This window comes from Streptomyces cyaneochromogenes, assembly GCF_003963535.1.
GTDB lineage: Bacteria > Actinomycetota > Actinomycetes > Streptomycetales > Streptomycetaceae > Streptomyces > Streptomyces shaanxiensis.
Genome location: NZ_CP034539.1, coordinates 5,912,913 through 5,924,969 on the forward strand (window position 1 = coordinate 5,912,913; position 12,057 = coordinate 5,924,969).

The following is a 12,057-nucleotide window of genomic DNA, read 5'->3' on the forward strand; positions in this document are numbered from 1 at the left end:
GGTTGGTACGGCTGTTCGGGCATTGACCCTTTCGAGGGCGCGGTCGTCGCAGGCCCGTCCGCGCCCGTCGATCGAGCGCTACGGCAGGATCTCCAGCTGAACCGCGCTCTCTGTGCCCCGCAGGCCGGAGGTGAGGCAGTCCGTGGGCAGTTGTCGGGGCAGCGCGGTCACGGTCCGGCGTACGAAGTGGCCCTCGCCGCGCCCCTCCACGACCCGGCCCGATTGCAGCACGACCAGGACGCCCGCGACGCGCGCGGTGGTGGCGCCGTCGATGACGATCAGCGACCGGTTGCCGTCGGCGTAGCGGACGGTCTCGGTGCCACGCGCGCCGGACACCGAGAGGCAGGACGCCGTAGGTGCGACGGCGTCGAAGGAGCCGGTGGCCGGGGCGGTGTGGCCGGGAGTGGTGGTGCAGGTGTAGCGCACGTCCGCGTGGTTGTGGGTCCTGCGAGGCTGGAGGCTGAGTGGCGGGTCGTAGCGGCTGCTCGCGTTGCCCGTACAGATGACGGCCTCGTGCCCGTCTGTCCCGGCCTGGCTGGCGGGCGCCGCCATCAGCGACGAGACCACGAGCGCCAGGGCCCCCAGCGTGACTGCCGTACCGCGCCTACCGAACACATGCCCTCCCGAAAATGGCGTACTGCTACCGGTGCCTCAACTGCTCGGGAGAACGGGCTGTTTCAGGCACCTCGAAGCACATCGCCGGCGCACGCCCGCCTGCGCGCCACCGCGCACGCCTCTGCTCCAGTCGGGTTGCTTGGAGCCGGCCGGCGGCCGGGTAGGAAGCGCCGGACGAGCCCTCGTCGAGCGCGAGCATGAACCCGAGCAGGGGAGACCCGAGTGAGCCGTACGACCGCCGACGCCGCGACGACCGCACGCGTGCGCGTGTTCGCCATGATGGACGCCGACGGAGACCAAGTCGTCACGCGGCACGACTACCTCTCTCGCATCGACCGCACCGTGGTCGCCACGGGGCGCACGGAGGACGATCCGCTCGTCGTCACCGCTCGCGCGGAAGGCGTCAAGGCATGGGGTGAGATGGATGGGGACGGTGACGGCAAGCTGACCTTTGACGAGTACAACGCGTGGGTGGGCGCCGACAAGTTCGACAACATCTGCCGCTTCGCGCTCGGCGCGCTCTTCGACCTCGCCGACGCGGACGGCGACGGCGCCCTGGACAAAGCGGAGTTCACGACGCTGCGCACCGCACTGAACAATCCCGCCGACAACGCCGCCGCCGCGTTCGACGCGCTGGACACCGACGGCGACGGCCGGGTCGCCCGCGACGCGTACCTGGCGTCGATCCGGGCCTACATCGTGGGCGACGGGTCACCGATGGGGGAGGTCCTGTACTAGCGGGTGAGGTCGAGGAAGGGGACGCCTCGTCCGTCGTACGCCTTGGCCGCGACGGTGGCGACCAGTGCGTCCGTGCCCCAGTCCGGTAGGTGGCGTACGGCGTGGATGGCAGCGCCGATGCCGGGAGGCACGCCGTCCCGGCGTAGCTGGGCGATGGCGAGCGTGGCCGGGTAGTCCAGATCGACGGTGTGGATCACTTCGAGTTGACCGATGTGCTCGGCGAGGCCCAGGTGCTCTGCGTCGGCCTCCAGGACGCACACGGTGGGGGCCCACAGCCGGACGTCGGGTTCGAAGTGCGCCCCGTGGATGAGTGCGGACACCTGACGGTTGCCCGAGAGGGCGAGAAGCGTGGGAGTGTCCAGTACGAAATGCTGCTGGATCACGCGGCGGAGTCCGTCCGGTGCGCGAAGGCGTCACGCATCTTGCGCCTCATGGCGGCGCTCTCCTCGTCCGTCACCTCGACGCCGAAGTGTTCGGCGAGGTAGGCGCGGGTCCGCTCAGCGCGCTCGCGCCGCTCTTCGTCGGTGAGTGTGCTTTCTGCGAATTCCTGCACGAGTGATCGGATCGACGTACCCCGAGACTCGGCGATGACCGCGAGGCGGTCTCGGACCTCGGAGGGGACTCGGATCATGACGTCAGACATGGCGAAAGTATACGCCGAGGTATACGCGGTCCGAGGTCCCCGCGGGAAATTCTCCAAGCGGGCCGCCCCCGCTGACGTGTCCCGCTACGGTCCTGCCATGGGGCGGGAGTCGAAGCAGGTGAGGGCCGGCGGCGAGCGGGCGGTGGGGGCGGGCGGTGACGTCAAGGCCGCCGCGACCGGCGATCACAGCACCGCGACGTACACGCACATCGAGAACCAGTACGTGACGCAGGTCCCGGAACCGGACGCGCTGTCTTTGGAGGAGACGGACGAGGCGCTACGGCGGTACTCCACCCGCATCCGTGAGACCTACGGGCGGCTGGACCTGGACGTCCTGATCCCCACCGAGGAGGGCGACCATCCGCCGGTCGGCCTGGACGAGGTGTTCGTGGCGCCCACGGTGCGGGCGGACCCGCCGCCGGTGGAGTTGCCGCGCGACATCCGGCAGCGGTTGGTGGACTCCGGGGAGTGGCCGTCGAGTCTGCCGCCCGGGCTGGAGCGGGAGGCGTTGGAGCGGGCGCGGCGGGCGTATGCGGATCGGCCGGCGAGGGACGTTCTGGAGGTACTGGCCGACCCGGGCGAGGCCCGTATCGTGCTGCTCGGTGATCCGGGGGCGGGGAAGTCGACGCTGGCCCGTCATCTTGCGCTCGCGCTGACGCAGGAGGTGGCTGCTGACGATCCGCTGGCGCCGCTGGCGGGCCGGGTGCCCCTGGTCGTGGAGCTGCGGGAGTACGCGGCGGGGGAGTGGCGGGAGCGGACGTTCGAGGACTTCCTCAGGCATCTGCACGGTACGAAGGGGATGGCGCCGCCGGTGGCGGTGGCGGAGCGGCTGTTGGCCGAGGGGCGGGCGGTCGTCGTCTTCGACGGCCTGGACGAACTCTTCGACCCGGCCGCCCGGGAACAGGTCAGTCATCGGATCGCGGACTTCGCCGGGCGGTACGGGGACGCCGGGGTGCGCGTGGTGGTGACGTCGCGGGTCATCGGGTATCGGCGGGGGGTGCTGGAGCGGGCCGGGTTCGCGCACTACATGATCCAGGACCTGAGCAAGGAGCAGGTCGGGCGGTTCGCCGGGCGGTGGTACGCCACTGCGTATCCGCATGACGGGGAGCGGGCGGCACAGCTGTGCCGACGGCTCACCGACGCGGTGGGGTATTCGCGGCCGGTGGGCGAATTAGCCGGGAATCCACTGCTGTTGACGATCCTCGCCATCATCGGGCGCCGCCGGGAACTGCCTCGGGATCGGCAGGGCGTTTATCGGCATGCGGTGGCGGTCCTGGTGGCTCACTGGGACGAGCACGCCAAGAACCTGCGCGCTTCCACTGACGTCGAGGCCCTGTCGTATCTCGGCGATGAGGACCGGCATGAGTTGCTGCGGCTGGTCGCTCGGCGGATGCAGGACGGGGACGGGGGGATCGCGGGCAACCACATTCACCAGGACGACCTGCTGGACACGTTCAAGGAGTACCTGCGCGAACAGTACGAACTGCCGGTCGCCCACGCGGTTTCGGCGGCTCGGACGATGGTGCGGCAGTTCCGGGAACGGAACTTCATCCTCGGTCATTACGGGGGTGGGGTGTACGGGTTCGTCCACCGGGCGTTCCTGGAGTATCTGGCGGCCGTGGATATCGACCGTCGGTATACGCGTGAGCGGGAGTGGACGCCGGAGGAGTTCATCGAGCAGGTCTTCGCTCGGCATGCGGAGGATTCGGCGTGGCATGAGGTGTTGTTGCTGGTGGTCGGGCAGATCGGGGAGCGGGAGGCGGGGGCGGCGATCGACCGGCTGTTGGAAATGCATCGGCGGCGCCTCAGCGCGAGTCCGGAGGTACCCCTGTTGGTGCTGGCCGTGCGAGCGCTGGCCGAGGTCCGCAGGATCGGTGCGCTCGCCGCGCAGAGCAGAGCCGTTGTGGACGGGATCGTGGTGCTTCTGGAGGAGGCGCACTTGAACTACAGCCTGGTCCAGGCTGAGGAGATCGCGGCCGCATTGGCGACGTTTCCGCTTCACTGGAGCGGGCGGTCCCGGCTGCTGCGCTGGTTCCATCTGCGCGGCCAGTTCGGGTACAACTCCGTGACGGGACGGTACGCGGTCGGGCTCTACCCACGCTCCGCGCTTCCCCAGGCCATGGCCGTGCATGCCGAAGACCCAAGCGTTCGGGCGGCTTCGCTCGACGCGTTGGCGGCCCGCTGGAGCACTGAGCAAGAGGTGCGGGAGCTGCTCCGGGTTCGCGCGGTCATGGATCCGGTGCCCAGAGTTCGTGGAGGGGCTCTGGCACTTCTACCCGGACTCGGCCCCGACGAGGACGACAGCAGCGTTTTGATCGCGGACCGTTCCGTCGACGATCCCTCGCTCCAGGTCCGTGCCCTTGCGCTGTCCCTCCGCAGAGACCCCGAAGCCGGTGGGCTGTGGGCGCTGCTGGTCGACTTCGCCGTATCCGCGGACAGTGAGTACGACCGTGGAGCGGCGTTGTCCGCGCTTGCTCTGTACTGGAGCAACGCTCCCGAGGTCAGGGCGTTGCTGTGCCGCCGGGCCGTCGAGGACCCGAAGGGAGGTGTCCGTGCGGAGGCGCTGCGCGGTTTGGGCCACGTACTCGACGACGAGCGCGTGGTGGCGCTCATGCGCAGCCGGGCGGTTGAGGACACGTTTTACGAAGCGCGGTACGCGGCCCTGTCCTATCTCACTCAGCACTGGGGGGACTGGCAACTGGCACGCAGACGTGCCGTCGAGGACGAGGACTGGTTTGTCCGGTCGGAGGCCTTGTTCAGCCTGCGAAACCTGCGCGGCGAAGACACCGACACATGGCGACTGGCCCGTCTCCGAGCCGTGGAGGACCCGGACGAACAGGTCCGTGCCACAGCCTGTTCCGTGCTGTGGCAGACGGCAGGGACCCAGGCAGCCGATACCTGGGAGTTCCTACGTGCCCGAATCGCAGACGAGCCCAGTGGGAGCGCTCGGCAGGCCGCGCTCTCCGGGCTCGTACGGCTCGGGACGAGCGAGGCTCGTACCTGGGAACTGGTGCACAGGCTGGCTGTCAGTGACCACAGCGAGGGCGTACGTGCGGCGGCCGTGGAGCATTTGTGCGGGCACAGAGGTGACAAGGCCGCTACGTGGGAGTTGGCCTTCGACCGGTTGAGGAACGATCAGGACGCCCATGTTCGGCAGCAGACGCTGCGAGCACTGAGGCATTACCGCGGTGATGAGACGGTCAAGTGGGAGGCGATCCGTGTGTGTGCGTACACCGCCACCGCCACTCCTGTCCGGTATCAGGCGCTGGCGCTGCTGGCCACTGGCCGGGGCGACGACGCGACGACCCTTGAGTTGATCCGTGACTTGGCCACTGCCGATGCCGCTCCCACGGTCCGAGCCGAGGCCTTGCGCTGGTACGCGGTCTGCGTGAGGGACGAGAACGCAGCCGAGTTCCTGCGGGACCGGGCTGTCGTCGACCCTGACCCCGACCCCCGGGGTGCCGCCCTGCAATCGCTCGCCTTCGGCTGGCCCGCTCACCCCGCAACCCTGCCGTTCCTCCGCGATCACGCCGACGCCGTCACTGTGGCAGCGGCCGAGGCGCTAGCCCCGCTCGCGGACCAACTCCCCTGACAGGAAGGCCGACCAGGTGGTGGGGGAGAGGGCGAGGTGGGGGCCGGTGGGGTTCTTGGAGTCGCGGATGTGGATGGTGTGGGGGCAGGTGGCGACCTCTACGCATTCGCCGCCCTCGCCGCCGCTGTAGCTCGACTTGAACCAGGCGAGTGTCTCGGTGTTCATAGCTCCCCCAGCTTCTTCTCGATCAAGGCTTGGGACTCCGCGGGCGGGAGTGCCATCGCCCGCATGATCCCATAGCGGTCGGCGATCTTCCGGACCTCTTCCAGGTCGGTGATCAACCGCGGGTATCCCTGGATCTCCGTGTAAGCCACTTGCGGATGCCCCTTAGGTGTCAGCAAGTTGAACGCGCCGTCCATGTTGGGGTGTTGCTCAAGGCAGGTCGGCATTACCTGAATCTCGACGTTCCGCATGCTTCCGATGCGCAGCAGCTGCCTCAGCTGATCTGCGTGGACCTGCCGACCGCCGATCGGTCGGTCGAGGATGACTTCCTCCAGCACGTAGCTGCACATGGGAGCCGGCCACTTGTCGAAGATCTGCTGCCGGTCCAGCCTGTCGGCCACGCGCCTCTCGATCGTCTCCTCGTCGAGCAGCGGCCGCCTGCGGGAGAACACAGCCCCCGCGTAATCCTTGGTCTGCAACAGCCCTGGCACGCCCTGATTGGCGTAGAAGTGCAGCTCAACAGCCTGCGCCTCCAACCCCGCATAACTCCGATACCACTCCGGATGCCGAGTCCGAGCCTTCTTCATCGCCCTCTCGACGTCCTCAATGGCCTCCAGCAACAACCCACCCGCATCCAGCAGCTCATCCGCCTTCACCAGGAACTCCGGCCGAGTGACCCGCACCCCCCGCTCCATCGCTCCGATCTGATCCGGCCCGTACCCGACCTTGCTCCCGAACTCCTTCTGCGTCCACCCCTTCCGCTCCCGCAGCAACCGAAGCATCTTGCCCAGCGCGCTGAAGAGTTCTGTCGTCCCCTCGGCCTCCGCCGGCGTCTCCGGCCTCCGCTCCCTCTCGTCCGCCACGTGCGTCACCGCCCTCACCTCGTCGTGTGGTCACGGCCGACCGCCCGACTCCGCACCCATCGCAGCCGTACAGCTACTCAGAGTCGCACCGTCGCCCCTGGTCAGCGTAGATACAACCGGCCACGCTCAGTGACGTGAACGCCGAAATCACCACCCCCACACCCACCGCCACCCTCACTCAACGCCTCAGCCCCACCCCCCGAGGCGCCCGCCTCGCCAGGCGCCTCACCGCACACCAGCTCACCGCCTGGGGCCACCCGTACGACACCGACGCGAACCGCACCGCCCAGCAACTCGTGGCCGAGCTCGCCGCCAACGCCGTCACCCACGGCCGAGTCCCCGGACGTGACTTCGAGCTGCGCCTGACGCTCCTCCCCGAGGGCGCCCTGCGCATCGAGGTGAGCGACGCCCGTGGCGACCGGCAGCTCCGGTTCGTCACGGAGCCGGACGCCGAGGGCGGACGCGGCCTGCTCCTCGTGTCTCTCCTCGCCCGCACCTGGGGCGTCGCGGAGTGGGGCGTCGGTAAGACGGTGTGGGCGGAAATCGCTCTCAAGCAGGCGGATCGGTAATTGAACTGCAAACGGTTGCCGTCTCGTTACGACAACACCTTGACGTGACATGCCGTATCCGCGTTGGCTACGCCCAACCCGGGTAGCAACGCCGCTCCTCCGCTCGGAAGGCACCACTAGTGAATGCTCGTACCCCCCACACCCCTGCCGTACGCCGTATCGGCATAACCCTCGCCGCATCCGTCTCGGCCCTCTCGCTCACGGCGTGCGGGGTCATCGACGGTATCGGGGGCGGTGACAGCTCGGCGACGCCGGAGAAGGGCGACGACATCACGGTGGGGCTCCTGCTGCCCGACAAGGCCACGGCACGCTTCGAGAAGTTCGACCATCCCCTCATCAAGAAGGAAGTCGACTCTCTCACCAACGGCAAGGGCAAGATCGACTACGCCAACGCCGAGTCGAGCCCGGACAAGCAGAGTCAGCAGTTCCAGCAGATGATCGAGGACCAGGTGGACGTGGTCCTGGTCGACGCGGTGGACGCCAAGGCCATCGCCCCGGACGTGCAGAAGGCCAAGGACGCGGGGATTCCGGTCATCGCCTACGACCGGCTCGCCGAGGGGCCCATCTCCGCGTACGTCTCCCACGACAACGAACTCGTCGGCGAGGTCCAGGGCCGCTCGCTCGTCGAGGAGCTCGGCTCGAAGGCCGCCGCCAGCAAGGTCGTCATGATGAACGGCGACCCCGCCGACCCGAACACGGCCCGGTTCAAGGACGGCGCCCTCGACGAGCTCGAGGGCGAGGTCGACATCGCCAAGCGGTACGACACCGACAAGTGGTCGCCCGAGATCGCCAAGAAGAACATGGAGCGGGCGATCGCCTCCGTCGGGCTGAGCAACATCGCCGCCGTCTACTCGGCGAACGACGGCATGGCCGGCGCGGTCATCGACGCGCTGAAGGAGGCCGGCGCGGGCAAAATTCCTCCGGTGACCGGGCAGGACGCCAACCTGGACGCAATACAGCGGATCGTCGCGGGCGAGCAGTTCATGACGGTGTACAAGCCGTTCGCCCAGGAGGCGACCAACGCCGCGAAGATGGCCGTGTACAAGGTCCAGGGGCGCGACATCGAGTTCGACGCGCTGACCCAGGACTCGGTCGACAGCGAGTCGGAGGAGAACATTCCGGCGCAGCTGGTGTCGGTGGTCGCCGTCACGCAGAAGAACATCGAGAGCACCGTGGTCCAGGACGGCGTCTACACCGTCAAGGAGATCTGCACCGCCGAGTACGCGGCGGACTGCGCGGCCATCGGCCTCAAGTAGGCCGGAAGGAAGCCCTTCAAGGGCCTGCCTCAAGCGCCCGCACCCCCTTCAAGCGCCTGCGCCCCCTTCAAGCACCTGCATCCCCTTCAAAGCACCCCCTCCCAGCGGCTCACCCTCCCCGCCCCGGCGGTACCCCTCCACCAGGTCCGCGAACGCCCGCGCCGGCGGGCTGAGCGCGTCCCAACGGCGGACCGCCCAGCCGACGGGGAGGGGCCGCAGCGCGGGGAGGGGGATCAGGCGCAGGTCGCGGTCGCCGCCCCCGGCGCCGGGGGCGGGCAGCCCCGGAAACGCGGGCACCACCGCCCGCCCCACCCCCAGCTCGGCCAGCAGCAGCGCGGTGTCCCAGTCGGCGACGCTCGTGTCGTGCGCGAGCCGGACGCCCAGCTCGGCGCAGGCGGCGTCCAGATGGGCGGCCGAGGCGGAGTTCGGGGGCAGCCGGATCAGCCGTACGTCCCGCAGGTCGGCGCCGACGTCGACGTACGGCCGCTGTGCCAGCGGATCGTCGGCCCGTACCGCCAGCACCCACGGCAGCTCCACCACCGGCCGCTGCTCGATGCCGCGCACCGATGGGCCGAGGGTGATCCAGGCCAGGTCGAGCGTGCCGTCGGCCAGCGCGTCGAAGCTGCCGCGGCCCGAACTCACCGTACGGAACTCCAGGTTGACCTGGGGATGGCGCCGCCGGTACGCGACGACCGCCTCGGACATGAAGTGCCGTACGGTCGTCGCCCCCGTCGCCACGCGCACGTACCCGCTCTCGCCGTCGACGAGGTCCCGCAGCTGCCGTATCGCCAGGTCCAGCCCGGAGATCCCCTCGGCGGCGGCCGCCTCCAGCACCCGCCCCGCCTGGGTCGGTACGACTCCCCGAGGCTGCCGCTCCAGCAACGCGACCCCCGTCTCCCGCTCCAGCCGTTTCACATGCTGGCTCACCGCCGACTGTGTGCACCCCAGCTCCCGAGCAACCGAACTCAGACTTCCGGCCCGGCACACGGCGACGAACACACGCAGGTCATCAAGGGTCATGACCTCCAAGTTAACGCTTGGGGGCAGTGACAAATCCCAAGGATTGACTGGGCTTTGACCGGTGTACGACGATTTCCACCGGGCCCGGGCGGCAACCCGCTCCACGCCCCCGCGAGGAGTCCGGACCGGTGCGGGGGAGGGAGCGGGTGCCGACCCACAAGCGACCGCAAGTTCCGAAAGGACGGCACGTGTCGACCCCCCTCGCTCACGCCGAGTCCCTCCTGGAGGACCTCGGCGCCGGGACCATCCCGCACCCCGGCGGCACCCTCCTCGCCCATCTGCGCCGCGTACGTTCCCGCCTCGCAGGCTGGAACGCCCGGCCTGCCCTTCAACTCGCCGGTCTCTGCCATGCGTTCTACGGCACGGACGGCTTTCCGACGGCCCTGCTGCCCCTCGACCGACGTGGCGAACTGGCGGGGATCATCGGGGCGGAGGCGGAGTCGGTCGTGTACTTCTACGCCTCCTGCGACCGCGAGGCCGCGTATCCGACCCTCGCGGACGAGGGTTCCCCCTTCCGCGATCGCTTCACCGGTCGCTCCCACGCGCCGGACACGCGCCTGCGCCGCGACTTCGCCGAGCTCACCGCCGCCAACGAACTCGACCTCACCGACCACGATCCCGCGTTCTGTGACCGCTACGGCTCCGACCTGCTCGCCCTGTTCACCCGCTTCCGGCCGCTGCTGAGCGCGTCGGCCTGGAACGACTGCCTGACCCTTGACTTCACAGGGAGGCCGCGCCACATTCGCATTTCTGACACATCGTCAGGGTGTGCGGACGGGGCGGGCGGGAGCGGGGATCATGACGACGACCACGACGACCACGACCACTACCACTGACGCGAGACCCTCGCGAAGAGATGTACTGGCCGCGGGCGCCGTGAGCACGGCCGCGGCCTTCGGTGTCGTGGGAGCCGCCCAACAGACCGCCCGCGCCGCCGACCTACCCCTCCTCGGCACCTACGACGTCGTCGTCATCGGCTCCGGAGCCGCCGGCATGACCGCCGCCCTGACCGCCGCCAAGCAGGGCCTGAGCTGTGTGGTGCTGGAGAAGGCGCCCACCTTCGGCGGGTCCGCCGCCCGTTCCGGCGCCGGGATCTGGATTCCCAACAACTCCGTGATCCTCGCGGCCGGCGTCCCGGACACGCCCGCGAAGGCCGCCGCCTACCTGGCGGCCGTGGTCGGCCCCGACGTCCCCGCCGACCGGCAGCAGGCCTTCCTCGCCCACGGCCCGGCGATGCTCTCCTTCGTCATGGCCAACAGCCCGCTCCGCTTCCGCTGGATGGAGGGGTACAGCGACTACTACCCGGAGCTGCCCGGCGGCCTCCCGAACGGCCGCTCCGTCGAGCCCGGCCAGCTCGACGGCACCATCCTGGGTCCGGAGCTGGCCCGGCTGAACCCGCCGTACATGGACGTGCCCGCCGGCATGGTCGTCTTCAGCGCCGACTACAAGTGGCTGGCCCTGGCCGCGGTGAACGCCAAGGGCGCGGCCGTGGCGGCGCAGTGTCTGGCGCGGGGCACGGCGGCGGCCCTGCGCGGGGAGAAGCCGCTGACCATGGGCCAGGCGCTGGCGGCGGGACTGCGGGCGGGGCTGCGGTCGGCCGGGGTGCCCGTGTGGCTCGGCACGCCCCTCACGGAGCTGTATGTCGAGGGCGGCGCCGTGAGCGGAGCGGTCGTCACGCGGGACGGCGGACCCGGCCTGGTCCGAGCCCGCCGCGGCGTGATCGTCGGCTCGGGCGGCTTCGAGCACAACGCGGCCATGCGCGAGCGCTACCAGCGCCATCCGATCGGCACGGACTGGACGGTGGGCGCGAAGGAGAACACCGGCGACGGCATCCAGGCCGGGCACCGCGTCGGCGCCGCCCTCGGCCTCATGGACGACGCCTGGTGGGGCCCGGCGATCCCGCTCCCCGGCCAGCCGTACTTCTGCCTCGCCGAACGCACCCTCCCCGGCGGCCTGCTGATCAACGCCGCCGGGGCCCGCTTCGTCAACGAGGCCGCCCCCTACAGCGACGTCGTCCACACCATGTACGACGTCAACGACACCGACCCCGCCATCCCGTCCTGGCTGATCGTCGACCAGCACTACCGCAACCGCTACCTCTTCAAGGACGTCCTGCCGACCCTGCCGTTCCCCGACACCTGGTACGACTCGGGTGCCGCGCACAAGGCCTGGACCCTGGACGCGCTCGCGCGCTCCATCGGCGTCCCCGCGGCGGCACTCCGTGCGACCGTGGACCGCTTCAACTCCCAGGCGCTGCGCGGCGTGGACCCCGACTTCCACCGGGGCGACAGCGCCTACGACCACTACTACACGGACCCGTCGGTCCTCCCGAACTCCTGCCTCGCGCCCCTCTGGCTCCCTCCGTATCACGCCTTCCGGATCGTCCCCGGCGACCTCGGCACCAAGGGCGGCCTGCTCACGGATGCGCGGGCGCGGGTGCTGCGGGAGGACGGCTCGGTGATCCGGGGGCTGTACGCCGCCGGGAACGCCAGCGCCGCCGTGATGGGCCACAGTTACGCGGGGGCCGGTTCGACCATCGGCCCGGCGATGACGTTCGGGTACATCGCGGCACGGGACATCGCCGGAAGCCTGTAGGCGA

The 12,057-nt window shown here is 69.8% G+C and carries 12 protein-coding genes; 6 read left to right on the top strand and 6 right to left on the bottom strand.

The window, feature by feature from the left end:
* Positions 1-78: 78 nt before the first annotated feature.
* On the bottom strand, positions 79-615 hold the full coding sequence (locus EJ357_RS26960) for a hypothetical protein (RefSeq protein ID WP_126394150.1): 537 nt from the start codon (positions 613-615) through the stop codon (positions 79-81).
* A 222-nt stretch (positions 616-837) separates the two neighbouring features.
* Here EJ357_RS26960 and EJ357_RS26965 point away from each other — a divergent pair, with 222 nt between their 5' ends.
* Entirely contained in the window at positions 838-1,353 is a 516-nt protein-coding gene (locus EJ357_RS26965; protein WP_228472616.1) for an EF-hand domain-containing protein, read from the top strand.
* Here the strand turns inward: EJ357_RS26965 and EJ357_RS26970 are convergent.
* Together EJ357_RS26970 and EJ357_RS26975 are read right to left on the bottom strand one after the other, a co-directional pair.
* Positions 1,350-1,736 carry a PIN domain-containing protein gene (locus tag EJ357_RS26970; protein WP_126394151.1) on the bottom strand — a complete coding sequence of 129 codons (387 nt, stop codon included), beginning with the start codon at positions 1,734-1,736 and terminating at the stop codon, positions 1,350-1,352. The two genes, EJ357_RS26965 and EJ357_RS26970, sit on opposite strands and share 4 nt — an antisense overlap.
* Positions 1,733-1,996 carry a hypothetical protein gene (locus EJ357_RS26975; RefSeq protein ID WP_126394152.1) on the bottom strand — a complete coding sequence of 88 codons (264 nt, stop codon included), beginning with the start codon at positions 1,994-1,996 and terminating at the stop codon, positions 1,733-1,735. The genes EJ357_RS26970 and EJ357_RS26975 overlap by 4 nt, the downstream gene beginning before the upstream one ends.
* A gap of 97 nt (positions 1,997-2,093) precedes the next feature.
* Between EJ357_RS26975 and EJ357_RS26980 the strand changes: the two genes are divergently transcribed.
* Positions 2,094-5,588, top strand: coding sequence for a HEAT repeat domain-containing protein (locus EJ357_RS26980; protein ID WP_175647539.1), 3,495 nt, complete (start codon positions 2,094-2,096; stop codon positions 5,586-5,588).
* Here the strand turns inward: EJ357_RS26980 and EJ357_RS26985 are convergent.
* Together EJ357_RS26985 and EJ357_RS26990 are read right to left on the bottom strand one after the other, a co-directional pair.
* Entirely contained in the window at positions 5,559-5,753 is a 195-nt protein-coding gene (locus tag EJ357_RS26985; protein ID WP_126394154.1) for a DUF397 domain-containing protein, read from the bottom strand. The two genes, EJ357_RS26980 and EJ357_RS26985, sit on opposite strands and share 30 nt — an antisense overlap.
* Positions 5,750-6,613: a helix-turn-helix domain-containing protein gene (locus EJ357_RS26990; protein ID WP_228473201.1), complete on the bottom strand. Its 864-nt coding sequence runs from the start codon at positions 6,611-6,613 to the stop codon at positions 5,750-5,752. The genes EJ357_RS26985 and EJ357_RS26990 overlap by 4 nt, the downstream gene beginning before the upstream one ends.
* Before the next feature lie 134 nt (positions 6,614-6,747).
* On the opposite strand from EJ357_RS26990, the gene EJ357_RS26995 reads away from it, so the two are divergent.
* Both EJ357_RS26995 and EJ357_RS27000 read left to right on the top strand, forming a co-directional pair.
* Positions 6,748-7,182 (top strand): ATP-binding protein, encoded by a 435-nt coding sequence (locus EJ357_RS26995; RefSeq protein ID WP_126394155.1) that lies wholly within the window; start codon positions 6,748-6,750, stop codon positions 7,180-7,182.
* Between the two features lie 119 nt (positions 7,183-7,301).
* Entirely contained in the window at positions 7,302-8,438 is a 1,137-nt protein-coding gene (locus EJ357_RS27000; RefSeq protein ID WP_126394156.1) for a sugar ABC transporter substrate-binding protein, read from the top strand.
* A 48-nt stretch (positions 8,439-8,486) separates the two neighbouring features.
* On the opposite strand, the gene EJ357_RS27005 is transcribed toward EJ357_RS27000, so the two are convergent.
* Positions 8,487-9,458 (bottom strand): LysR family transcriptional regulator, encoded by a 972-nt coding sequence (locus EJ357_RS27005; RefSeq protein ID WP_228472617.1) that lies wholly within the window; start codon positions 9,456-9,458, stop codon positions 8,487-8,489.
* 188 nt (positions 9,459-9,646) lie between these two features.
* Between EJ357_RS27005 and EJ357_RS27010 the strand changes: the two genes are divergently transcribed.
* A complete protein-coding gene (locus EJ357_RS27010; RefSeq protein WP_228472618.1) occupies positions 9,647-10,294 on the top strand; it encodes a DUF6817 domain-containing protein in 648 nt (215 codons plus the stop codon).
* The gene (kstD, locus tag EJ357_RS27015) at positions 10,257-12,053 is read left to right on the top strand and encodes a 3-oxosteroid 1-dehydrogenase (RefSeq protein WP_126394157.1); all 1,797 of its coding nucleotides are present in this window, start codon (positions 10,257-10,259) and stop codon (positions 12,051-12,053) included. The genes EJ357_RS27010 and kstD overlap by 38 nt, the downstream gene beginning before the upstream one ends.
* Positions 12,054-12,057 lie beyond the last annotated feature (4 nt).